The 24202-nt window shown below is 48.3% G+C and carries 19 protein-coding genes; 5 read left to right on the forward strand and 14 right to left on the reverse strand.

Annotated features, from left to right (window positions below; genetic code table 11):
- Window positions 1-344: 344 nt before the first annotated feature.
- Entirely contained in the window at window positions 345-1502 is a 1158-nt protein-coding gene (locus AC0J20_RS03505; RefSeq protein ID WP_473020628.1) for a murein transglycosylase domain-containing protein, read from the forward strand.
- 50 nt (window positions 1503-1552) lie between these two features.
- On the opposite strand, the gene AC0J20_RS03510 is transcribed toward AC0J20_RS03505, so the two are convergent.
- From AC0J20_RS03510 to AC0J20_RS03535, 6 genes are all read right to left on the reverse strand, one after another.
- A complete protein-coding gene (locus AC0J20_RS03510; protein ID WP_473020629.1) occupies window positions 1553-4639 on the reverse strand; it encodes an efflux RND transporter permease subunit in 3087 nt (1028 codons plus the stop codon).
- The gene (locus AC0J20_RS03515; RefSeq protein ID WP_473020630.1) at window positions 4636-5712 is read right to left on the reverse strand and encodes an efflux RND transporter periplasmic adaptor subunit; all 1077 of its coding nucleotides are present in this window, start codon (window positions 5710-5712) and stop codon (window positions 4636-4638) included. The genes AC0J20_RS03510 and AC0J20_RS03515 overlap by 4 nt, the downstream gene beginning before the upstream one ends.
- A gap of 174 nt (window positions 5713-5886) precedes the next feature.
- Window positions 5887-6483 (reverse strand): hypothetical protein, encoded by a 597-nt coding sequence (locus AC0J20_RS03520; RefSeq protein WP_473020631.1) that lies wholly within the window; start codon window positions 6481-6483, stop codon window positions 5887-5889.
- 135 nt (window positions 6484-6618) lie between these two features.
- On the reverse strand, window positions 6619-9762 hold the full coding sequence (locus tag AC0J20_RS03525; RefSeq protein WP_473020632.1) for an efflux RND transporter permease subunit: 3144 nt from the start codon (window positions 9760-9762) through the stop codon (window positions 6619-6621).
- Window positions 9763-9780: 18 nt separating this feature from the next.
- Window positions 9781-10956, reverse strand: a complete 1176-nt coding sequence (locus AC0J20_RS03530; protein ID WP_473020633.1) for an efflux RND transporter periplasmic adaptor subunit — start codon at window positions 10954-10956, stop codon at window positions 9781-9783.
- Between the two features lie 69 nt (window positions 10957-11025).
- On the reverse strand, window positions 11026-11373 hold the full coding sequence (locus AC0J20_RS03535; protein ID WP_473020635.1) for a hypothetical protein: 348 nt from the start codon (window positions 11371-11373) through the stop codon (window positions 11026-11028).
- Window positions 11374-11764: 391 nt separating this feature from the next.
- Here AC0J20_RS03535 and AC0J20_RS03540 point away from each other — a divergent pair, with 391 nt between their 5' ends.
- Window positions 11765-11992 (forward strand): hypothetical protein, encoded by a 228-nt coding sequence (locus AC0J20_RS03540; protein ID WP_473020636.1) that lies wholly within the window; start codon window positions 11765-11767, stop codon window positions 11990-11992.
- Between the two features lie 219 nt (window positions 11993-12211).
- On the opposite strand, the gene AC0J20_RS03545 is transcribed toward AC0J20_RS03540, so the two are convergent.
- On the reverse strand, window positions 12212-12586 hold the full coding sequence (locus AC0J20_RS03545) for a GNAT family N-acetyltransferase (RefSeq protein WP_473020637.1): 375 nt from the start codon (window positions 12584-12586) through the stop codon (window positions 12212-12214).
- A 98-nt stretch (window positions 12587-12684) separates the two neighbouring features.
- Window positions 12685-13635, reverse strand: coding sequence for a prolyl aminopeptidase (pip, locus tag AC0J20_RS03550; RefSeq protein WP_473020638.1), 951 nt, complete (start codon window positions 13633-13635; stop codon window positions 12685-12687).
- A gap of 199 nt (window positions 13636-13834) precedes the next feature.
- Between pip and AC0J20_RS03555 the strand changes: the two genes are divergently transcribed.
- The 3 genes from AC0J20_RS03555 to AC0J20_RS03565 all read left to right on the forward strand — a co-directional run bounded on the left by AC0J20_RS03555 (window position 13835) and on the right by AC0J20_RS03565 (window position 16366).
- A complete protein-coding gene (locus tag AC0J20_RS03555) occupies window positions 13835-14302 on the forward strand; it encodes an Lrp/AsnC family transcriptional regulator (RefSeq protein ID WP_473020639.1) in 468 nt (155 codons plus the stop codon).
- Window positions 14303-14621: 319 nt separating this feature from the next.
- A complete protein-coding gene (locus AC0J20_RS03560; protein WP_473020641.1) occupies window positions 14622-15368 on the forward strand; it encodes an EamA family transporter in 747 nt (248 codons plus the stop codon).
- A 26-nt stretch (window positions 15369-15394) separates the two neighbouring features.
- A complete protein-coding gene (locus AC0J20_RS03565) occupies window positions 15395-16366 on the forward strand; it encodes an aldo/keto reductase (RefSeq protein ID WP_473020642.1) in 972 nt (323 codons plus the stop codon).
- Between the two features lie 216 nt (window positions 16367-16582).
- Here the strand turns inward: AC0J20_RS03565 and AC0J20_RS03570 are convergent, their stop codons facing one another.
- The 6 genes from AC0J20_RS03570 to AC0J20_RS03595 form a co-directional block, all read right to left on the reverse strand.
- Complete coding sequence (locus AC0J20_RS03570; RefSeq protein ID WP_473020643.1) at window positions 16583-17851, reverse strand: alpha/beta fold hydrolase; 1269 nt, start codon at window positions 17849-17851, stop codon at window positions 16583-16585.
- Window positions 17848-18345 (reverse strand): winged helix DNA-binding protein, encoded by a 498-nt coding sequence (locus AC0J20_RS03575; protein WP_473020644.1) that lies wholly within the window; start codon window positions 18343-18345, stop codon window positions 17848-17850. The genes AC0J20_RS03570 and AC0J20_RS03575 overlap by 4 nt, the downstream gene beginning before the upstream one ends.
- A gap of 395 nt (window positions 18346-18740) precedes the next feature.
- Window positions 18741-20573, reverse strand: a complete 1833-nt coding sequence (glmS, locus tag AC0J20_RS03580; protein ID WP_229530387.1) for a glutamine--fructose-6-phosphate transaminase (isomerizing) — start codon at window positions 20571-20573, stop codon at window positions 18741-18743.
- A 29-nt stretch (window positions 20574-20602) separates the two neighbouring features.
- Window positions 20603-21370, reverse strand: coding sequence for a DeoR/GlpR family DNA-binding transcription regulator (locus AC0J20_RS03585; RefSeq protein WP_324255631.1), 768 nt, complete (start codon window positions 21368-21370; stop codon window positions 20603-20605).
- 513 nt (window positions 21371-21883) lie between these two features.
- A complete protein-coding gene (gene glmU, locus AC0J20_RS03590) occupies window positions 21884-23242 on the reverse strand; it encodes a bifunctional UDP-N-acetylglucosamine diphosphorylase/glucosamine-1-phosphate N-acetyltransferase GlmU (RefSeq protein ID WP_473020645.1) in 1359 nt (452 codons plus the stop codon).
- 113 nt (window positions 23243-23355) lie between these two features.
- On the reverse strand, window positions 23356-24129 hold the full coding sequence (locus tag AC0J20_RS03595) for a metallophosphoesterase (protein WP_473020646.1): 774 nt from the start codon (window positions 24127-24129) through the stop codon (window positions 23356-23358).
- Window positions 24130-24202 lie beyond the last annotated feature (73 nt).

Below are 24202 nucleotides of genomic sequence, written 5' to 3' on the forward strand. Positions count from 1 at the left end.
GATGAACTATCACATATATTCGCCTTTTCGTCTATTCAATATGGTCTGTGCAAGCGCCGCCCGGCGCAGCGACTTCGCAGATAAAAAAATCACTTGACCTTTTTGTGATGTTATAACATTATTTGCACAGTCATTGATTGAGCTGTTCCGTGGCCTCACGGCTACACCGGGTTCAGCACAGCAATGACTCAGTATCGTTCATGTTATCTGTCAGGTCATGACTTACTGAATTTTAAAGGTTTCTCATGTTGGGTATGAGGAAGCAAAGAGGCGTCAGATTTTCGCATTTGATCTGACGCCTTTTTTATTGCTCTAATAGCAGAAAAACACAATGCCTGAATTTCATGCCGCAACTCATTCGTCCGCTGTTCTGTTTTTGTTTGTCCCTGCTTATTGGTTCCTGTACACATACCGATCGCGTCATGTTGGCGCAGGCCGCTAAATCCGGTGATGCCGGGCAAATACTGGAATCCTTTGCCAAACAAAAAGCGGTTCAGTATCAAAATAATCCCGGTGCTTTAATATACGACTTAAAAAACCTCAAAGAGCTGCTGGAGGCACTGAAAGAAAACGCGGCAGACCAATGGGGAGAACAACAAACCGAGCTACCTGACAACGATACCTATGTAAAATACACCCAGGATTATCGGGCCAGAGCCATTGTGGATTTTTCACTGGGGCAGGTAAGGGTCGAAACCATCAATGCCGAAGATTATAAAACTCAGCTCAGAGAAGCTATTGTCACCACCTTACTGACGACCGCCGATCCAACCGCGACTGACATTTTTAATGCCGACACTCCGCAGTTTAATGGCGAACCCTTTCTGTACGGACAGGTTCGGGATCAGGATGGTGTTGCGGTGCGGTTCCAGTGGCGTGCAGGTCGCTTTGCTGAATACCTGATGGCAACCCAACTCAAAATCCATAGCACCGAAGCCGGTACCCGCCATTCTGTGAACTTTCCGCTGGTGAGCAATCATCACGAACTGCGTAAAAAGCAGTACGCGCAATACGTACTGGCTTCTTCTGCTCGTTATCAGGTGTCGGCCAGCCTGATCTACGCCATTATCGAAACCGAAAGTAGCTTCAACCCCTTCGCGGTAAGTACTTCAAATGCCTACGGCTTGATGCAGATAATCCCGGCCTCTGCGGGTAAGGACGTGTACCAACGCATTAAAGGCCGCAGCGATCAGCCCACGCAATCGGTGTTATTCCGGCCACAGGACAACATTGATATCGGCACGGCCTATTTACATCTGCTGGATGATGTTTATCTGAAAAACATCAAACAGGCGCAAAGCCGGGAATATGCCACCATTTCGGCGTACAACGGCGGCGCGGGCAATGTGTTTAAAACCTTCAACAGCAACCGCGAACGGGCCATTAGTAACATTAATCGACTCTCAGCTAAGCAAGTTTACGATAGCCTGACAACCAGACATCCCCGCGCCGAAAGCCGCCGATACCTGGAAAAAGTACTGAATTTTAAACAGAATTATTAAACCGGGAATGATGACTCACCGGCGGGAGTGCCGGTGAGTCATTACAGATATCAGGATACCGTTACCGGTTCGCCGTCAGACACATCCTGCTGTTGTTCGGCTTTGCTTTGTCCTAACTGCAACAAACTGGGCAGGAAAATCAGGGTGAAGAAGGTACTGACACTCATGCCACCCACGATAACAGCGGCGATGCCGCGATACAGCTCTGCACCGGCGCCGGGGATAAGTAGCAAAGGCAACATCCCAAATAAGCTGGTTAGTGTACTCATCAGAATGGGTCGCAAACGCAATCTGACCGCCTGTTCCACTGCGTCCACCCGGGCCATGCCTTCGCGTTCAGCCATACGGGTCTGATACACCAGCAAGATAGCGTTGTTTACCACCAGCCCCAGCAAAATGATAAAGCCAATCATGGTCAACAGATCCAACGGCTGGAAGCCGGTAAGCAGATCCGTTAAGCGCAATGAGGCAATGCCTCCGACGGTAGCCAGCGGGATCGTGGCCACCACCAGCAAACTGTCTTTGAAGGAGCGGAACAGCGCCGACATCAGCAAATACAATATGATCAGCGCCAGTATGAAACTCTGACTCATATTAGTGATGGCTTCTGTGAGGGCTTCGGCCGTCCCCCGGTAGGTAACGGCACCTTCATCCCCCAACAACGCCAGGACTTTGTCATCCACCGATTCTTTCAGGGTCGCTATGGCCGCTTCCAGCGAGAGGTTATCGGGCGGGGTAACCTGCAATGTAATGGTACGTTTGCGGTCTACCCGGCGAATTTCTCCGGGTCCGGAAGTGCGACTGACTTCTGCCAGGGCACTGACCGGTTGTACGCCGCCGTCAGGCGTATATAAGGGCGTAGACTCCAGCTCTTCAGGTGTGCGCCATTCTTCTGAGCGCAAAATCACGTCTAAACGCTTTTGCCCGTCGAAATAATCACCCACATACAAACCATTGCCCAGCGCCCGACTGATTTGAGACATTTCCTTGCGGGTCCAGCCGGATTCGGCAAGTTTGCGCTCGTAGGGAATTAAGCGCAGTTCAGGTTCCGCCAGATTCAGTCCGGGCACCGGCTGGGTTTGTGCGTTTGGCAACGCTTCCATAACAGCGCCAAACCCCACGCGTGCGGCATTGAGTAACTGTTCTTCATCATTGGCCTGAATATCAATATCAATGCGGCGACCACCGCCTAATCCCTGAAAAATTTGAGATTGTTGTGCAAATGCGATGGTATCCGGAAAACCGGATAAAATTTCCGAATTCAAAATACCCAGCAGCGCCTGAATATCATCGGCGTCTTCCGCGCGGCCACCCATAAAGCCAAAGGTACCAAAAATGCCCAGCCAGTCGTGCGCCACTTTTGGTTGCTTTTCACCGCTGAGGTAAGGCTCCATGCGCTGATTAATGACATCAATCATTTCGTGTCTGCCGGCGTCAATACTCAGTCCTGGCGGTGGCAACATAAAGGCGCCAAACTGGTTTTCGTTCCCCTTGGGCAGATAATCCTTTTGCGGAAACAACAAATAACTGGCGAACACGGCAAAACCAAACAAGCCGAACACCCAGGCGAAGCGCTTTTTATTGCTGCCGGTGATCCGCATAATGCCGCGGGTGATATTGTCCCACCAGTGATCATGAGGATCTTCCGAATTAATGGTTTTTAACAGCCGCGTAGATGCCGCCGGGATCACCGACACAGCCACTAGCAGCGATGCCACCACGGCCACAGAGATGGCTATGGCCAAATCAGCAAACAGTTGCCCGGCCACATCTTCTAAAAAAGCAATCGGCAGGAATATCGCGACTGTGGTCGTAGTGGACGCCAGTAACGCGCCCCACACCTGGGTTGTACCCCGGAATGCAGCATCACCGGTTTTGGCACCGTGCTCCCGCATTCGCACGATGTTTTCCAGCACCACAATCGCCGCATCCAGCACCATACCAACCGCAAACGCCAGGCCTGCCATAGAAATAATATTAAGGCTGCGCCCCATTAAATCCAGCGCCACAAACGTTACCGTCAGGGAAATCGGAATGGACAAGGCCACCGCCAGCGTGGCCTTAAACTTGCGCAAGAACCACCACAAAATAGAGACCGCCAGGATAAAACCCAGCAGCAGATTGTTGCGCACCAGCGCCATCGAATCTTCAATGTAGATGGTCTGGTCGTACATTTGAATTATTTCAAGTCCGGCGCGAGCCAGCGGTCCTTCGTTCAGCTCTTTAACCACCTGCTTCAGACCTTCGTCAACGTCCATGACGTTAACACCCACTTCCGCCTGAGCATTCATGGCTATGGCCGGCACGCCGTCCAGGGTCAGTACCCCAAAGCGTTCGCCTAAAACCGCTTCTACACGGGCCACATCACGCAGTAAAATAGGTGTATCGTCCCGCCATTCGAGGATCATACCTTCCAGATCCGGAATGTCATATTTACCGTCAAAGCGCAGCGTATACTTGCGTCGCCCAATATTTTTAAAGCCACCGGACGAGTCGGTATTACCCCCCACTTTGGCGGCAATTTCCGGAATATTTAAACCCAGCGCGGCAACTTTGTATGGGTCGAAGGTAACCCGTACTTCTGTGGGTAGTCCGCCAAAGGCATTGGTTTGTGAGACACCCGGTACCCGTTCCAGCCGGGACTGTATAACGTCTTCCACAAAATCCTGGTAGCTTTCGATGGGTTTGTCATTCCCGGGCAAGGTATGCAAACCGAACCAGGCAATGGCATCAAATACCGAATCGCCACCCACGGCCAGTATCGGCTCATTGGCATCAGGTGGATAAAAAGGCACCTGATTCAGGGCGTTCATCACATCAATCAGGGCGCGGTTAAGATCGGTGCCCGTTTTGTAGCGCAAAACGATGCTGCCACTGCCCTGGGAGGCACTGGACTCCATGGTCACAACCCCCTGAAGACTCTTTAATACATCTTCCTGAGGCTCGATGATTTCCGATTCAATTTCCTCCGGCGCTGACGCCCGCCAACTGGTACTGATGACAATTTGTGGCTGTTCCACATCTGGCGTAAGTTGCACTGGTAAACGGGTTAAACTCAATATCCCGAATAACAATATCAGTAAAATCCCAACCACTACCGCCGTTGGATTATTTAAAGAGGCTGCCGTTAGTTTCATTGACTTATCAGACTCTCATTGTTTTCGCGGATCATCACCTGCTGACCCGGTTGCAGACGTTCCGCCCCACGAATGACGATTTTATCGCCTTCCTGAATATCACCACTGACTTCAATCCACCGCTCGGTGGCAATTCCGGTTTCTACCATCACCTGCTCAGCTTTGTTTTCACCATTGATACGAAACACACGGGCCCCGTCACGACGTAAAACCAATGCGTCTCTGTGTACTGCCAGCACCTGCTTTTCCGCACCGGAAGGCACTTTGGCAGTGATGTCCAGGCCAACGGGCCATTTATCGTCGGTAACATCGGCCCGCACTTCCACCAGTCGGGAACGATTATCGGCCACAGGCACTGTGGTGCGTACCACCGCCTGACCATTGCCCACAGAAGAACTGAAACTGATGGTTTTACCGGGCGTAACATAGGCTAAAGACGCCACCGGAACACGAGCGCTGACTTCCAGATCCGTGGTTTGCACCAGACGTACTACCGCTGTACCAGGCGCCACCAGCTCGCCCACATCTGCCAGCCGCTCCATGATGACGCCGTCGAAAGGCGCCTGCATATTTTGGTAGGACTGGCTCAGTTCAATCTGATCCAGCAACGCCTTATTCTCTTGCACTTCAGCCTGCGCCTGATCTCGCGCGGCTAATGTTCTGTCCAATTCGGTTTTTGAGCTTAAATCTCTCTCGGCCAGTGAGCGCAACCGGTTCACTTCACTGTTCTGAAATGTGAGATTGGATTCGGAGGATTTCACACGGGCCAGTTGTTCAGCGTGACGAAACACCAAAGAGGGATCGCGAATAACGGCAAAAGTTTCGCCCACCTGCACCCTTGTGCCCACCTTAGCCACCTGCACCAGTTGCCCTGACACCCGTGCCGCCACCTGTGAATCGTTCTGGCTGACTATCGCCCCGGATACGGAACTTACCGGGGCCAACATACGCATTTGTGCTGCCTCCACATTTACCGGCGTGGGGCCAAATTGTGCGTATGAAACCATACTGGTTACTATGAGGGTGCTGGCTATGGCGACGCTGGCCATAGCATTGGCAATCGACTTCCTCACGCTGATTCTCCTTGTAAGTGCGTTGCGAAATTGAGTCTTGTTCAGGTGACAGCTGTTGTCAGAAAGCGAATTCTACGCCGCCACTGTAGCGAAGTGAAAAGCATTCTGTAACCTGGTGTTACCATTGTGTTAACTATAGTAACGAATCACACTGACAGAATACGACAGTATTCTTTAGTTTTCATAGCCCCAGGGCGCTTCGGGTGGGCTTACCGGCTGGCTGAGGTCAAAGTCTACCTGAAATTCACGGGCTGCTCTGACCAGACGATAACTAAAAACGGTGGGGTAAATCAGCATCTGCCAGACATTGTCCACGGAACCGGGCAGTCCCTGTGTCATAAAGAGCTGCTGTGAATAAGGGTCCGCCGGAAACGACTGCATTTGCGGCCAACCAGCAGCAACGGTATGACCACCGTACATCGTGGTGGGATGATAGCTGCCATCGGGATTGCGGTGATCATGCTTCAACATAATACCGGCCCCGGTGTTGGTGAGAATCCAGGTACGGGACGCGTCTTCGCCAATGTGAAACGGGATCTGAATTTCCCGTCCGGAACATTTGCGCACATGCATTATCAATTTTTTGCCAACGAAGGTATCACCATCGGTATCTTTGACTATTTTACCTTCATACGCCTGTCCGCATAACGCAGACACCTTCTGCCAGAAGGCCTGATGCTGAGCTGACGCCAACAGAGGGGCCGGTGTCGCTGACACAAACAGCGCGTAAAAACTCATTAGCCCAATGGCAATTTTCCATCCTGTTTTCATGGTGTTCCTTTAAAAATAGCGATGACAATATGGCAGTTTTCACCAAAAAATAAGCGCTGTAAACCCGATTATAAAATACCGGGAACAGACCACTTCGAAAAAGTGGAGCCCATAAGGCTCCGTTCCCTGACGTTATCAGGATGATAGCTTACCACCTTGCCCGGGCAGCATGGCGTAAACTACCGGCAGGATGAACAATGTCAGCAGGGTTGCGCTAAACATACCGCCTAAGATCACCGTTGCCAGCGGCCGCTGAATTTCTGCCCCCCCCCCCTGGCTCAGCACAATGGGTATCAATCCCAATGTAGAGGTCAGGGCTGTCATTAACACCGGCCTTAATCGCGACACCGCGCCATTTAATATTGCCTCATTCAGGGGTTGACCATCTCCTATAAACCGCTGGATCCTGTCCACCATCATCACGCCGTTGAGTACTGCCAGGCCAAATAGGGTGATAAATCCAACGCTGGCGGGCACAGATAAATACTGACCGCTCAGGTACAGGGCCCAAATCCCCCCTATTGCTGCCAACGGGACATTCAGCAGAACAATACCGGCCAGGCGCATTGAATTGAAGGCAAAATACAACAACAAGGTGATGAGCAACAACGAAATGGGAATAATCTGCAACAGTTTTGCCTGAGCCCGTTGCTGGTTTTCAAACTGACCACCGATGGAGAATGAATAACCCGGCGGTAATGACAACCCGGTTGTCAGGGTATCCTGAATATCCTGAACAACGCTGCCCATGTCCCGGCCTTTGACATTCGCCTGCACGACCACTCGCCGTTGTACATCATCACGACGAATTTGCGGTGGCCCCGACTGAATCTGCACGGATGCAACATCCCCCACCTGCACCCAGGCGCCACCCGGTGAAAGCAGTCGCAACGCTTCGATATCTTCCGGAGATTGCCGGTATCGGGCATCGATGCGCACATAAATATCGTAGCGCTCGTTCGCTTTGATGATCTGTCCGGCCACCTGACCGCCTAATCCATCTCTGACCACCGCCATCAGATCAGCCACAGCAATACCGTAACGGGACAACTGACGCCTGTCTGGCTGCACCACCAGTTGCGCTTCCCCCTGAATTTGTTCCAGTGCCACATCCGAGGTACCGGGAATGGCGGATACCAATTGTTCCATTTGTTGCCCTTTAGTTGCCAACAGGGATAAGTCCGGGCCCATAAGTTTAACCGCCAGTTGTGCTTTTACCCCCGACAGTAATTCATCCACTCTGGTAGCAATGGGTTGCGAAAAATTCAGTAGCAAGCCGGGAAATACACTGAGTTTTTGGGCCATCAATACTTGTAATTCGGAGCGCGTCCGGGCAGAAGTCCACTGCGTGACAGGTAACAAACCGATGTAAATTTCGATATTGTTGACCGGTTCCGGATCGCCGCCCAGTTCAGCCCGACCTATGCGACTTAGCGCATAACTGACCTCAGGAAACGTCAGCAACTGTGCCTCCAATTTCGCAGCCACATCCAACGCCGTTTCCAGATTTGCTGAAGGTGCCAGAGTCACCCGCAGGTTTATCGTGCCTTCTTCCAGCTCCGGAGCAAACTCGCTGCCAATCTGAGTCAGTAATCCCGCTGACAGCACAACCAGCATTAGCACGGCAGCCAACAACCAGCCGCGAACGCGCATAACCTGTTGTACCGCCCTGCGGTAACCCAGCTCCAGCGCAGACAATACCGGAGTCTGCCTTGCACTCACGCCTTGTCTGAATAGCAAGGTTGCCAGCGCCGGTAACACCAACAAAGCGATAAATACCGCGGCCAACAGCGCCAAAATAATACTCACCGCCATCGGCTCGAACAATTTCGCTTCCACGCCCTCAAAACTAAACAGCGGCATAAAAACCAAAATGATAATACTGGTGGCAAACAGTACCGGCTTAGCCACCTCAACCACCGCGTCGCGTACCCGCTGACTGATCACCCCCTGCTGTTGTATCGAGGGCGTTTCCTGGTGTTGCAATCGCCTGAAAATATTTTCCACCACCACCACCGAGCTATCCACCAGCATGCCAATCGCAACAGCCAGCCCGCCTAGCGACATTAAGTTGGCTGAGATGCCATAATAACTCATCAACATCAATGCAATCGCCAATGCCAACGGAATTGATATAATCACCAGCAGCGTAGCGCTAAGATTTAACAGAAACAAAAACAGCACCACCAATATCAATACGAATGCCATGGCCAGGGCTTCGACCACAGTGTTGACCGCGGCTTCAATGAGCGAGCGTTGGTCGTAAAACGGCTGGATAGTAACGCCCTCCGGCAATGCGCGTTGAATCAGTGCCAGGCGCTGCTCGATAGCATCTATGGTTGTTTTGGTATTGGCTCCCATGCGTTTTAGCACGATACCCGAAACCACCTCCCCTAACGGCTGTGATTGGCCGTCGGCAGTTCGGCGTGTCATGGACACTGCGCCCTGACGGATTTCACTGCCCATTTGTACAGCAGCGACATCGGCAACCCTGATCACCACGCCTTCAATGGTGGCTACCGGGATCTGAGCAATTTGCGCCAAACCCTCGGCGCCATGGCTAAGCCATCCCGTGCCGCGAATGACCAGTTGCTCCTGACCGCGGTTCATGTACCAGCCCCCTGTCTGGCTATTATTTCGCGATAGTGCCGCCACCACATCGCTTTGTTGCAATCCATATGACAACAACCGGGTGGGGTTAAGGTTGACCTGATATTGCTGCACGGCTCCGCCAAAAGACAACACATCCGTAATGCCATCCACTGGCATCAGCAATAGCTTTACCACCCAATCATTTAAACTGCGCAATTGTGCACTGCTGATTTCGGCTTCCGATTCGGATAACAATAAATACTGAAACACCTGCCCCAGCCCCGAGGTATTGGGCCCCATTTGTGGCACACCTACTCCCTCCGGGATCAGGGTTTGTGCCGTTTGCAGCCGCTCAAACACCAATTGCCGGGCGAAATAAATATCGACATCATCGGCAAACACCACAGTGATCCCGGAAAGCCCGGTTTTTGATACCGAGCGAACTTCCACCACATCCGGCAGCGCGTACATAACGGCCTCTATTGGATAGGTAATTAACTGTTCAACTTCTTCAGACGCCAGTCCGGGGGCTTCAGTATTGATGGTGACCTGTACGTTGGTCACATCCGGAAACGCATCCAGATTGATCTTGGGCAGTAATTTGACTGCCATCAGAATAACCACCAGTAACCCCAGTACCACCAGCAGCCGGAATTTCACCGCACTGATTATCAATGTACGTAACATAACAAACTCCCTTTGCCGTTAGTGATTGTGCGGTTCGAAACCCGATTTAGCTTGCTCAGAGGCCACAAAAAAGGCCCCTTCAGTCACCACCTTTGTACCTTCTGCCAGGCCTGAGACTTCCCGGTATTCACCAAAACGCCGCCCCGGTTTTACTTCCGTGGCCACAAACTCGCCGGGCGCTTCTTGCAGGAACAGCGTCCAGTGTCCCTCTGCATTGCGCCACAGTGCCGAATCGGGCACGGCCATAACGGCCTGCTGCGTTGCAAACTGAAAAAAGCAATCAGCAAACATTCCGGAATGCAGTTCATGTGCTTCATTGCTAACTAGCAAACGAACAACTCGGGTGCGCGTTACCTGGTCAACGGTATGCGCTTCCTGAATGACATTTGCGGCATAGGATTTTCCCTGAATGCTGATCCTGGCCCGGGCTCCCGGCGGAATGTCTAATCTGGAATTCGCAGATAACCGGGCTTCCACCCACAAATTGCTTTCATCTGCCAAGGTCAGCAGCGCTTCACCAGCCTGAACCCGCTGCCCCTGTTGAAAATCATCGTTTAAAACCGAACCGGCCTGAGCGGCATAAAGGGTATATTCCCCCAGCGGCGAAGCGTTGTCTTTGGTTAACTCCGTCAGGGCTTGTTCGTCTAAACCAAACGCCAGTAATTTAGCCCGGGCCGCCACAAATCGGGTTTGCGCTTCGCTGAGCTGTTTTTGGCTTACCGTGGCCGTTTGCATATGACGAACCCGTTGCCACTCAGCATAATCTAAACGATAGTCGGCCTGCGCCTGTGCCACGGTTTCACTGAACAGGGTCACTAACGGCTGTTGTTTTTCTACCTGTTCACCCAGCGAAACATGGCGTTTCATCACCACCGAGTCCACTCTCGGGGAGATCAGATATGAACTGTAACCATTGGCCCGGATTTCAGCGGGAGCATACACCTCAAAGGCGTACACCTGTGGGTAAATTGCATTGACACTAATCTGCGCCATTGCCATCTGTTGCGCGGTTAGTTGAATACTTTGGGTATCGGTTTGATGATCGCCATGATTGTCATGGGTATCTGCCGGTAAAACCTCGGGATTATGTTCTGACTCAGCGTCCTGATGATGATGCGCCTGGTTGGCCAAAGCCTGAAGACTAAAACAGGCAGCACATAGCGTGATCGCCATCGTTTTAATGGAAAATGTCATAATTTAACTCTCTTAATAAAAACCGTTGTGCAGCGGCTGTAACGCTGCGTATGTGTTTTGAAGGACGGTTTAAGAGATAGGAGGGCGCAAAAACTCCTGCCATCGCAGGGGCAGATTATGAAGTGGGATTTCCGTTGCCTGAGAGGCAGAAAAACAGATCAATGGCGTATCCAGGGTGCCGGATAACCAGTTCAGGTGAGTGCCGGTACAATGCCCACAATGATGACAATCCGCCACATTGTGTTCACTATCTTCAGCACCATGCTGATCAACAGATGGCTTGGTATCCTGGCTGTGATCATGAGAGGTTTGCACGTGTTCTGCATCATAGGTATGCAAATCCACCGACTGTGCCACCGCCAACAGCGACTGACACAATACAGACAAGATCAACAAACTAATCACTAATGGGCGCACAGAAAATAAAACACAATTGACGTTGAAATATGGGCAACAGCATATCACCTGACGCAGGCAACAGCGACCAACCAATCAGAAAAATTTTCCCAAATAAGTTAAAAAGCCTGATTTTCAGGATAACTTGCACGACAGTATTAACACGGGTTTTTGCTTACCCAAATAGATACTTAGCGGATAAAGGCTTGTTTGGCGTTGCTATCCCTGAATTCAAAATAAGGGAATGCGGGAAAAGACACGTGTGGACAATGGAAGAACTTCAATGCTTCAGATATGACCTAAAAAAATTAGTTTATTTTTCAGATTAGACTCATATTTTTAGCTCTTATTGGTCGCAAATTAAGATACAGTGTTTCGCGTATTTACCTCACGACACTTTGGGATTAAAACAATGAAATCAATGACATGTAAACAACTAGGCGGAGCTTGCGACGAGCTTTTTTCTGCAAATTCATTTGCCGAACTGGCTCAAATGAGTAAAGAGCACTGTGTCGAGAAAATCAAGTCTGGTGATAACCCTCACATTGAGGCGATGCAGTCTATGCAGGACCTGATGACTAAACCGGGAGCCGTTGAAATCTGGATGAAAGACAAAGAGCGCGAGTTCAACGAGCTATAATCTTGTCCGATTAACAGCTGCGTGTAATTTTCATTGCCGGTTTGACATTGGAAAGCAGGCTATTTTGCGTTTCACTTGTTTCAACAGCCCGTGGCTTTAAGCATTTGCCAGTATGACTGGCCAGGGCTAATAGCGATTGATTGTAATTACATTTAATTTAACACATTGATGTTTAACAGCTTTTCCTGGCTGATAAAAATCAATTGCATCTCAATGAGTCTAAGATTGTAAATTGAGGGAGAAGTACTTAGCCTCGAACTCCATACCTTTGTTGCGATAAAACTTGTGGGCTTTTTCCCTGGTGACTCCAGATACAAGTCGTATCTGACGACAGTTTTGCTGTATCGCGTAATTCTTACACCACTCAAAAACCTGACTTCCATAAGACTTTGAACGATGCTGCTCAGAGGTGATGAAGTCCTCAATTTCCAAATATTTCCCTGTGTGCAACCAATGCGAAACTCTAAAGCCCGCAACAGACACGACCTCATCATTGTCGTATAGCGCTATCAATAAATAATTAGTTTCTGCATACATGCTCTTAACCGTTGTCAGATAGTCGCTCTGAGACAATCCCGGTCGTAACTGTGACATCAAAGAAAAGCATGTTAAAAGTTCGAGGTCATTTGGTGTAACTATTCTTATTGTGCTCATCGCTATTCCATAAATTAATAAAAAATTGGGACTACAGGTTAATGTTGAAACCTGAAATCGTTCGTCGCCCCGGTCAAAGCATCAAGCATTGGTTTCTCGAATGGCGAGTGACCACCATTCGGAACAATTGAGAGTGTTGAACCCGAATACTTGTTATGCAGCAGATATGCCTGGCCGAGGTTACATACAACGTCATATCGCCCATGCACTATGTGGCATCGTATCTTATTTAGATTATTGATGTTTTCTAAAACGTAGTTTCCGGTAGGTAAAAAAAAGTGATTCTTATGATACCAACATTCTATTCGCGCCAAGGCTAAAGCTTGATGTTCAGTTAATGTGCTATTTAAGCCTTCTTCATCAGGCAGCATATTCATTGTGTTATTAGCATATTGAACCCAGCTTTTTGCTGCCCTCATAGCGATATAGCTATCTGAATGGTTCAACAGTTTGTGATACGCCTCAATAGTCTGAGATTCTTCATTTTCCTTCACAATTGCTCTGAATTGCGCCCAGGCTTCAGGAAAAATTTTTGCAGCACCACCTCCGCTGTAAAGCCAGTCGGTGTCCTCTTGACGACCAAGAAAGACGCCACGCAGGATCAATCCAACGACAGAATCAGGAAAATTTATGGCATAAACAAGACCGAGTAAGCTACCCCAACTTCCTCCGGAAACCACCCAGGACTCAATTCCCAGGTGTAATCTTAGGCGTTCAATATCCTCAACCAGGTCCCAGGTAGTGTTTGACTCCAATGATGCAACTGGCTTGCTGAGTCCTGCACCACGCTGATCCGGTAGTACAACACAATAAGCACATGGATCAAAGAATCGCGCGTGGTCTGGCAAAATGCCCAGTCCGGGCCCTCCATGAAGAAACAAAATAGGTTGTCCCTTTGGATTGCCGTACAGTTGATATCGAACAGTATGAAGCTCTGAAACCTGAAGATAACTGACCTCAAAAGGCTTGAATGAATTGTCGTAGTTCAATCTCTTTTATCCTAATTTGAATTGAGTCAGTTAATAAGGATTTGTTCTCTAAGCATCACAAATGAACACCTCAATTGTTTTCAACTGAGCACTTTCGTTTCATAGAAATGTTGGCATAAATATTTTTATTTGTACAACTATTTGTATATTATATTGTGTAAATTGATTTAAAGTGATTGCTCATATAGTTGAGAAGAGTATGAAGAAAATTAAAAAGGTAGTTTCACAGCTTGATTTTGTTGATGTACAGATACTCAATATCCTGGTCGAAAACGCCCGGACCCCCACCGCGGAAATAGCACGACGACTCAAAATGTCTTCTCCAAGCGCTACCGAGCGAATTTTAAAACTGGAAGATGCAGGCGTTATCAATCGCTACACAATCACCGTAGACCCAACGTGCCTGGGTTTTATGTTCTCGGTCTGGATACGTATTAACCCTTTGCCAGGACTGTTAAACAAGGTCGTAGAAGTTCTCGAAAAATCGCCGAATATTACCGAGTGTGAGCGAGTAACAGGCGACGACTGCTTTGTGGCCAAAGCCCACTTCAAGGAAATTAAGGATTTGGAATCACTAATTGATAGCTTACTCCCTATCGCAAAAACTCATACTTCCGTAGTTCAGGCATCGCCATTCCAGGCGAGGTTACCCCCACTGTTTGGATGATGTTTCGCTCTTTTTCCTGCTTAGGAAATTACCCTGCAACGCAATAATTTTTACCTGTTCAGGCTCATTTAGAGCAAAAAAGTAAGGTTAGGGAAATGCTATAAATTGCCTTTCAAAATAAGCCATTAAACTCAATAAAGTACAGATACTCAATGTTTTGACTAAAGACACTGGTAGATAATGATTTACCGTTTTTGTTTAGGATCACTATTCGGTGTTGATAACCAACTACAGCGTCTTCGCATGCTTAACGATAAGCGCACTTTTCCATTATGTTGCTCCTGGCCTGGCATATTTGTTGTTTAGCCAGGTTGGCACAATGGGTATGGCTTTAATACGAAACCTTTCCTCTGCTCTGGTCTTGTTGTTTCTGTTATTTACTTTCAAACGAAAAGTATTCTCAAAAGACCGGGCAACTTTGTCTTCAGCACTTTACTTAGGTGCAAGTTTAGCAATCATGAATATTTCCTTTTACAAAGCAATTGATCGCCTTTCACTAAGTACGGTGGCCGCAATTGAGTTTCTGGCCCCTGTTTTGCTGACAGTCTGCGCGACTAAAAAGCCCATTAACTTTATCGCTATTGTTTTATCAGTGCTTGGTGTCAATTTCCTTTTTAAGGGGCAATATCAAACTAACATTGAAGGCATCTTCTGGGCGATTGCCAACGCCATTAGTTTCGGCCTGTACATATCAATAGTTAAAAACATTTCCCTCTCCCGAAAAATGCCAGATATTCATTTACTCACAATGTCGTTTTGTTTTAGCAGCTTAATCATTTTACCTTTCAGCATCGGCGACCTCAGCAAAGTAGAAGTGTCACTCTGGTTAATTTTAGTGTGTATCGCAATTGGACTTGCATCTTCGCTCATTCCTTATTTACTGGATCAATTGATTCTTCAGCGACTTCCTCGGGAAAGTATCAGCATCTACCTGTCAATTTTACCATTTGTGGCTGCGCTCGTTGGGGCAGTAGTTCTGTATCAAATACCTACACCCCTTGAGATCGCCGGACTCGCTCTGATCGCGCTGGCTATCTTTTTACACAAACCGACCTATGATTCATAACATCAAATACCAGAGAGGATCGAAATATGAAATATAAATACCTTGGTAATAGTGGGCTTAAAGTCTCTTCTTTAGCCATGGGAACTATGACTTTCGGGGATGGTGCCAGTGAGCAAGAGAGCCGCGAAATTTATGCAATGGCACGAAACTCTGGTATCAACCATTTTGACTGCGCAAACGTATACGCCAATGGTGAATCCGAAAGCATCCTGGGACGGCTGATAAATTCACATCGACACGAGATTATCCTGAGTACCAAGGCATATTACCCCACCAGCGAACTCCCAAATGAACGTGGCCTAAGCAGATTGAATCTGAGAAACGAACTCCACAACTCATTGCGGAGGCTACAAACCGACTACATAGATATTTTCTACATGCATGCATTTGACAGCGAAACGCCATTGGAAGAAACAATATCGACATTAGATCTTTTTACGCAACAAGGGAAAATACTTTATGTCGGTATCAGTAACTTTGCATCCTGGCAAGTCATGAAGGCATTAGCTATCGCGTCCAAATATAACCACATACAGATAGCCTGTATTCAGCCTATGTATAATCTTTTAAAGCGTCAATGCGAAGTAGAGTTAATGCCAATGGCGTTACATGAAGGGTTGGGCGTAATTACCTATGGTCCACTCGCAGGAGGAATGCTAACAGGCAAGTATTTAGACAGAGTTAATCCACAAGATGGTAGATTAGTAAATGATCCTATGTATCGTGCTCGCTATGAGGATTTGAAGTATCTTGAACAAGTTAAAAGATTTACCGCTTTCGCTAAGGATGCTAGTTGTAGCCCTGAAGCTCTGGCAATTGCCTGGGTTATTAACAACCCGGCAGTTACCGCTCCCCTTTTGGGGGCCAAAAATACGGCGCAACTTGAAGCGGTGCTGGGTGCCACCAAAATTAACTTGTCAGAATTAGAGTATCAACAGATTACAAGTTTTGTAGAAAGCCCACCAATCGCAACCGACAGGAGCGAAGAGTCCCTGTAACAGGGGCCGATACTCCTAACAGTGTCTGGTAAACGTCCATCTCAGGAAGCCAGCCAGGCACTGTTGATATAACATTTTCGAGTTGTTTTCTTAATGAAGATCCAATTACCTGCCACCAATCGCTAAGAGGTGGTAATAGTGAACAGTCCGCGTATCCCTACAGGGAACTTAAGCTACTGCTTTAGATGAAAGAAATCGGATACTGACCTGTTCAAATTAATCCCAACGTCTCGCATTACCGTATTGACCGGAGAAAGTGCCTTTCGCACTATCAGCAAGCAATTTGAAATATCCACTTGCATAGTTAGTGTATACCCTCTGTTTCTGTGCATTCTCGGTAAACTCTATCATTCCATGGTCGGTATCTGGAAACTCGAACAAGGTCAAATCCTTCCCTTGCTTTTTAACATTGAGCAAGCGTTTTCTTGTTAACTCCACTGGCGCTTCTCTATCCTCACCGGCCAGCAACCAAACCTGCCTGACATCAAGGGTTTTTAGCACGGAAACCGGATCGTGCAGCCAGTTAATTTGTGCATGTTTCAAATCACCGACATTGCCTGTTTCCAGTGCATTATTGGATGCTCTGAGTATCTCACCGGTGAATTCACCTTCGATGACTTTGTACCACGGCTCCGCCGAATATTTCTTACGTAGTGATATAAGCTCAGTTTGACCTTCTGTAAATCTGGAGGAGACCAACTTTGCCGCAGCATCAGTGAGCAACCTTGCGTGAGATAATTCCGGGCCACTAAATCCATATTCAATTAACTCTTTATAAACCTGTTCAGCGTCTTCTTCTACGGGAGATAACATAAGCCCATAAGCTACTGTGATAAAGTCTGCATTAGCCAATCTGGCCGCCATAGGTGCTACCCAGCCCCCCTGGCTAAATCCGATAAATCCTGCGCTTTGAGGGACATTATTGAGCAAAAGTTTAGCCTGTGACATTGCTGTACTTGCATCCGCAGCCAAGAGTTCAAAATCTTGGGTATATTCTCCGTCTGAGTAGCCTGTCCCCCTTTTGTCATAGAAAAACACATTCAGCCCCTGTGCGGCTAACATATAAGGCATGTAGGAGCTACCAACCATACCTGACGATTCGGAGCCATGGACGATAACCACCAATGGTACCGACGGATTGTCATCGACTAAAAGTAGACGGCCACGCAACCTGGTCTGTTGACTAAAAAACCAAATGTCCTTCTCTTCAAGTTGCGTATACTCGTAGTGTTCACCATCGCCAAACGTTATCAGTTTGTTTGTACACACTGTATTAGTGGCAGGGTCAACCAATCCTCGCTGACCGTCAGGGAAAACAAATGCTGGGTGCATTTTAGTTTTAGTCACCTGCTTTAAGTATTTCACGGTGAAGGTATGGTCACCTTTGTATATTCCCGTAGGGCAGTCACTGGTCTCATTGCTGAGTGCCAGATTGTTCATTGACAGTGACAAAAGCAATGCAAATAAGTTGCGTGCTATAGTCATAAACCTGTCTCCAGCTCCTGAATACGCTCGTTTAGTGGAAACCTGGTTAGAGATCTTTCAGCTTCTTCAAGCTTTAAAAGCAAATCAACACCCAATTCGCGGTTTAAATCTTCGAATACCAAAGAAACGGATTTCAAAGCCTCTGCGATTGCGTCCACTTCGTTCAAACCCTTCTGCGTAAAGGCAACTAACTGTTTACGCTTGTCTGTTTCGTCCTTTTTGAGTTCCACCATATCAAGTTGGATCAGGGCCTTTATTCGACTCGCCGTAAGCTGATGTGACTGACCACCTATTTTGCAAATGTCACTAATAGACCCCTCTCCATACTTCATCAAAAACACAAAGATAGACATCGAAGTTACGGGTGCTTTAATACCGGCATCCTCGAATAATACTTTACATTGCTCACAGATCAGCGTGTCAAGCCGTGCTGCCATGTGAGCAAGAAAAGCGCCTTTAAATTCTTGTGCATGAGAAAATGCCTTACCACTCATAATTATCCAAATTTTTGTACAAGTTAAAATAATTATACTGTTATATTCCGTTTTATCCAGTGGCAAAAATCAAAGACAAAAAACAGATGGACAAAACCAACAATGAGGTGAATTTCAGAACCTAACCAGCAAAAGGAGTTGATAGTTGTGTTCCCGACATGGTTTCTTACGAACGTTTAAATGAAGAAATAACAATGGACTCCCAGCAGAACCTGCCTGTGAAGAATTATTCTTCACAGGCAATAATACGCCCGGTACCCATAGAGCAGTTGCCCCCTAAGTGTTGAATAATAATGTGTTTAACCCTGAATCTTGATTAAAGTGTTTTAATCTTGGGGTGATCGTATCACCCCCTTTAGCCCTCTGGAACAAAAAAGGCCTTTCGGCCTTTTTTTCTACTCCACTGTCACGCTCTTAGCCAGGTTACGAGGTTGATCTACGTCGGTGCCTTTAATGATGGCGACATGGTAGGACAATAGTTGCAGCGGTACTGTGTACACCATGGGAGCAATGATGTCGTCAACGTGAGGGACGTTAATCACCCGCATGGTGTCGTCGCTCTGGAAGTTGGCGTCTTTGTCGGCAAACACATACATGATGCCACCACGGGCGCGTACTTCGGCCACGTTGGACTTCAGTTTTTCCAGTAACTGGTCGTTAGGAGCAACCACGATCACCGGCATTTCATCGTCGATCAGTGCCAGCGGACCGTGTTTTAATTCGCCAGAGGCGTAGGCTTCCGCGTGGATGTAGGAGATTTCTTTAAGCTTTAACGCCCCTTCCATTGCAATGGGATAATGCTCGCCACGGCCGAGAAACAGTGAGTGATGCTTATTAGCAAATTCCGGTGCCAGCTTTTCGATGGTGCTATTCAGGTTTAACACTTCTTCTAACTTGCTGGGCAAGGTGTGCAGGGCATGAATAATCTTTTGCTGCTTCTCTTTAGCCAAACCGTTCAGTTGACCCAGTTTCAGAGTAAACAACAACAAGGCTGTCAGCTGAGTGGTAAAGGCTTTGGTAGAAGCAACACCAATTTCCGCACCGGCTTTGGTCATGTAGGCCAGATCCGATTCACGTACCATAGAAGAACCCGGTACGTTACAGATAGTTAAGCTGGTGAGATAACCCAACTCTTTAGATAAGCGCAGTGCTGCAAGGGTATCTGCGGTTTCACCGGACTGAGAAATGGTCAGCAGCAGACTGTTACTGTGTACATGGGATTTGCGGTAGCGAAACTCGGAGGCAATTTCCACGTTACAGGAGACATTAGCCAGTTCTTCCAACCAGTAACGCGCCACCAGGCCAGCATGGTAACTGGTACCACAGGCGACGATTTGCACGTGTTGTACCTGACTCAGCAGTTCTTCCGAATGTCGCCCGAATAAATCAGTAGATAAATCATTGTCTGACAAACGACCTTCCAGAGCATTGCGGGTAACAATGGGTTGCTCGTAGATCTCTTTCATCATGTAGTGGCGGTAGCCCGCTTTATCACCGGCGTCGTGCTCCACTTCTGAATCGTGGATTTCGCGGGTAACAGCTTCGCCACCTTTATCAAAGATACGTACTTCGGTACGGGTTACTTCGGCCACATCGCCTTCTTCTAAAAAGATAAAACGGCGGGTTACCGGCAACAGCGCCAACTGATCGGAGGCGATAAAGTTTTCGCCAATACCCAGGCCAATAACCAGTGGACTACCGGAGCGCGCAACCACCAGCTTTTCAGGATCTTCCAGGTCCATAACCACGGTACCGTAAGCACCGTGAAAACCGTCTACACTCTCCTGCACGGCTTTGAGCAAATCGCTGCTGGTTTGCATTTTGTGGTGAATGGTATGAGCAATAGTTTCGGTATCGGTCTGGCTTTCGTAGGTGTAACCCTCACTGCTCAGCCTGCTACTGAGTGGCTCGTAGTTTTCGATAATACCGTTGTGTACTACAGCAATTCGGTCAGTTGAAAAATGAGGGTGGGCGTTGCTTTCCGTCACACCGCCATGAGTAGCCCAACGGGTATGGGCAATACCAATCGCACCTTTTACCGGAGACTCTTTGATGGCATCTTGCAGGGCTTTTACCTTACCCACCCGGCGTACCCGTTGCAGGCTGTTGTTTTCGGTAATGACCGCGACACCGGCGGAATCATAACCGCGATATTCCAGCCTGCGCAGACCTTCCACCAAAATAGGCACGACATTCCGTTCTGCAATTGCCCCCACTATTCCACACATAGTATTTCTCTCGTTGTTAATTTTGTTCGTTAAACGGCGACGCGGGTTACCGCTACATGATTGCTTTGTAGCTGACTCACCGCATCATCGCCCAGTTGATCGTCGGTTATAAGTTGCGAGATTTGCTGCCACGGCAACTCTAAATTAGGCATCTTGCGCTCAAACTTTTCTGATTCCGCTAACACCACCACGGTTTTTGCTACCCGCGTCATGGCGAGGGTCAGTTGCGTAAACTCGTTAAAGGTGGTGGTGCCTCTGGCCAGATCCACACCCGAAGCCCCTACAAATGCCACATCAAAGTTGTAGGAGGTCACCATTTGTTCTGCCATCGCGCCCTGAAACGACTGGCTTTGCACATCCCAGGTACCGCCTGTCATCAATAGCGTAGGCTCCGGCTCCAGCTCCAGTACTTCCTGTGCGGTATTCATGGAGTTAGTCATCACCACCAGGCCGCGTTTGTTCTTTAAAAAAGGCACAAGGGCATGAGTGGTGGTACCGGAATCAATCAATATGCGATCGTGATCCTGAATCAACTCAGCCGCAGCTTTAGCAATCGCTATCTTTCGCTTTGAAACTTCTTCAATTACTTCTTTGCTTTCACCCGGAGAAAGGATCGCGCCGCCGTGACGACGCAATACCAAACCACTTTGCTCCAGAGCTGCTAAATCCTTTCGAATGGTTACTTCTGAAGTGGCAAATTCTCTGGCCATTTGTTCAACGCTGAGTTCACCTCGCTGCTCCAATGCAGAGACAATCTGGCGACGACGTTGCTGGGTATTACGTTTCAAAACAAGCACCTTAAGTTTCGTTTCGAAACATATTATTCAAAACGAAACTTAATGCAAGCAAAAATAGCCGAACTGGCAGGTAAAACAGGGGTTAACTTGGAAAACTTTTTTGAGCAACATTCGAACATTGCCAGCTCTAATCAGAGCCAAAAGCTAATTAATTTGGATTTGCCCAGAAATTTTGAGGCGGGACTACCAACCAGCCCTAAGATTTCTTAGTTGAGTTTAATGGTAGATAGGCTTTTTTCGACGCCGGCGTCTAATTTAAAGCACTACCATTTAATTAATATCATTGTCGGGGCGCCGACTACGCGTAAAGGGGAATAGGGTTTTGTACTTCGAACAAACGCTGACCTTACTGAATCCATATAAGAGTCACTTTGGCTTTACTTTAAAAAAGGAATATTTAGTTTCTGGACTTTGTGGTCATAAAACAAGTATTCATGCTCTCATCCTGGTGAGAAAAGCACTAAAAAAGGCCGGACTGAAAAAGCCCGGCCTGATACCTGAAAGGTGTAGCACTTATTTTTTGACCGGGCGCGCCCAGCCAGTGACATTGCGCTGCTTACCGCGGGCAATGGCCAGTTGTTCACTTTCGACGGTCTTGGTAATAACCGAGCCGGCACCTACTGTCGCATCTTTGCCAATAGTCACCGGAGCCACCAGCGAACTGTTGGAGCCGATAAAAGCCCCTTCGCCAATGTCGGTTTTGAATTTATTAACGCCGTCATAGTTGCAGGTAATGGTGCCGGCCCCGATATTCGCGCCCGCGCCCACAGTGGCATCGCCTAAATAAGTCAGGTGATTGGCCTTGGCGCCCTCACCCAACTCGGTTTTTTTCATCTCCACAAAGTTGCCCACTTTGGCTTTGGCCTTCATCACTGAACCGGGGCGCAGGCGTGCGTATGGTCCGACGTTACAGTCGGTACCAACCACTGCCTGTTCAATACTGGAAAAGGCCTCGATTACCGTACCATCAGCAATCTCACAGTCTTTGAGAATACAATTCGCACCGATTTTTACCTTATTACCTAAGACAACCTTGCCTTCCAACACTACGTTCACGTCGATGCTGACATCTGTGCCGGTACTCACGTCACCGCGAATGTCGATGCGGTTAGGATCGGCCAGGCTAACACCATTAAGCATCAATGTTTGCGCCTGTTGCCATTGATAAGCCCGCTCAATCTTGGCCAGTTGCACCCGATTGTTAATGCCCTCTACTTCTACTGCCGAGCTGGCCTGCGTGGCTTTTATCACCTTGTTTTCTTCTGCGGCCATAGCAATGACGTCAGTGAGGTAATATTCCTGCTGCGCGTTGTTGTTTTCCAGTTGGCCCAGCCAGCGCTTCAGATCAGCACCACCCATGATCATGATACCGGTGTTAATTTCCTGTATTTGTCGTTGTGCTGCACTGGCATCTTTGTGCTCAACAATGGCTTTTACCTGATCACCATCACGCACAATGCGCCCCATGCCGGTCGGGTCATCCAGCACTACGGTTAACAACACCAAATCTGCTTCTGCTTTAGTGGCTATCAACGACTGCAAGGTCTCGGCTTTGATCAGGGGCGCATCGCCCACCAGAATCAAGACATCGTCGTCATCCTGAATATGCGGGACAGCCTGCATAACTGCATGGCCCGTACCCAATTGTTCTGCCTGTAAACACCAGTTTAGGCTGTTATGCGCTAATGCGGATTGCAGTTGCTCTGCGCCATGACCATAAATGAGGTTGATTTGTGCTGCGCCCACTTCGCCCAGAGTATCAATAATGTGTTGCACCATGGGCTTGCCCGCGATGGGATGTAACACTTTGGGTAACTCTGACTTCATACGGGTGCCTTTACCGGCAGCCAAAACAACGGCAGAAACTGACATAACTCATCCTTTGCAAAAAATTGTGCTTATTGTAACGAATGCAACTCACCCTGCAATGAAAAGCCGTCGCCAATTTGGCAGATAAGGTATGCTTTGCGGCCTTCGCTTACTTTTCAGGAGAGAGTAACCGAACCCTGAGTGTGGATTTGCAGCACTTTTTGGGCTGACATCACCGCCGGTGTAGTGCCATTAGCGGCCCCCACATCCAGATACAAAGTATTACCCAGATACACCGGATTGCCGCCTGTCATAATAGTGTGCCCCACCACCACTTTGTCGATACCGGACACCTGATGAGCTTCCCGTTGCTGCGGACTGGAAGTCACTTCCGGCTGCTGATACTGGCGTGCCAGTAACGCATTGTCGCGGTACCATAGCAGGTGCTTTTGAATATCTGCAGCGGCTAAACTGTCCTGTCTGAGCCACTGATTTCCCGGCACAGCCGCATGCACGATACCAATGCGTCCTGACTCGGTTTCCAGCTCGATAGCCATGGGCAGGGATTTTACTTTCTCCAACATGGCAGCCACTTTGAGTGCCATATCGGATTTAGGATGGTACCAGTCGCCACCATTGAAGGTTTGCCAGTTGAGAATATCAGCAATATTGCCTTTGCCTGCCATGGCATCCAGTCCTTTGAGCAACATTTGTTCGTGATTGCCCATTACCGCATAAAACCAGGGTTTGTTCAGAAGCTGCAGGGTTTTCAGTGAGTCAGGTCCACGATCGATAAGATCACCAACACTAAACAAGCGATCCCCCTGTTGTGGATCAAACCCCAATTGCGCGAGACGCTTAATCAGCAGTTCGTACTGGCCGTGGATATCCCCCACGATCCAGGCGCGTTCACTGGCAATAGTAAACTTCTGATAAAGCTGGTTGCTCATGTAATAGTGCGTCAGAAAACAGTTCTGCCGCGACAGAATCCTCAGGTGTTGGGTCTATACTGATTTTAGAAGC

This window comes from Planctobacterium sp. R6, from assembly GCF_055755215.1.

Bases quoted from the DNA above. Each gene is read 5' to 3' on its own strand.
- AC0J20_RS03505 (WP_473020628.1), top strand. From the start codon at position 345: ATGCCGCAACTCATTCGTCCGCTGTTCTGTTTTTGTTTGTCCCTGCTT.
- AC0J20_RS03510 (WP_473020629.1), bottom strand. From the start codon at position 4,639: ATGAAACTAACGGCAGCCTCTTTAAATAATCCAACGGCGGTAGTGGTT.
- AC0J20_RS03520 (WP_473020631.1), bottom strand. From the start codon at position 6,483: ATGAAAACAGGATGGAAAATTGCCATTGGGCTAATGAGTTTTTACGCG.
- AC0J20_RS03525 (WP_473020632.1), bottom strand. From the start codon at position 9,762: ATGTTACGTACATTGATAATCAGTGCGGTGAAATTCCGGCTGCTGGTG.
- AC0J20_RS03530 (WP_473020633.1), bottom strand. From the start codon at position 10,956: ATGACATTTTCCATTAAAACGATGGCGATCACGCTATGTGCTGCCTGT.
- AC0J20_RS03540 (WP_473020636.1), top strand. From the start codon at position 11,765: ATGAAATCAATGACATGTAAACAACTAGGCGGAGCTTGCGACGAGCTT.
- AC0J20_RS03545 (WP_473020637.1), bottom strand. From the start codon at position 12,586: ATGTCACAGTTACGACCGGGATTGTCTCAGAGCGACTATCTGACAACG.
- AC0J20_RS03555 (WP_473020639.1), top strand. From the start codon at position 13,835: ATGAAGAAAATTAAAAAGGTAGTTTCACAGCTTGATTTTGTTGATGTA.
- AC0J20_RS03560 (WP_473020641.1), top strand. From the start codon at position 14,622: ATGGGTATGGCTTTAATACGAAACCTTTCCTCTGCTCTGGTCTTGTTG.
- AC0J20_RS03565 (WP_473020642.1), top strand. From the start codon at position 15,395: ATGAAATATAAATACCTTGGTAATAGTGGGCTTAAAGTCTCTTCTTTA.
- AC0J20_RS03570 (WP_473020643.1), bottom strand. From the start codon at position 17,851: ATGACTATAGCACGCAACTTATTTGCATTGCTTTTGTCACTGTCAATG.
- AC0J20_RS03575 (WP_473020644.1), bottom strand. From the start codon at position 18,345: ATGAGTGGTAAGGCATTTTCTCATGCACAAGAATTTAAAGGCGCTTTT.
- glmS (WP_229530387.1), bottom strand. From the start codon at position 20,573: ATGTGTGGAATAGTGGGGGCAATTGCAGAACGGAATGTCGTGCCTATT.
- glmU (WP_473020645.1), bottom strand. From the start codon at position 23,242: ATGTCAGTTTCTGCCGTTGTTTTGGCTGCCGGTAAAGGCACCCGTATG.
- AC0J20_RS03595 (WP_473020646.1), bottom strand. From the start codon at position 24,129: ATGAGCAACCAGCTTTATCAGAAGTTTACTATTGCCAGTGAACGCGCC.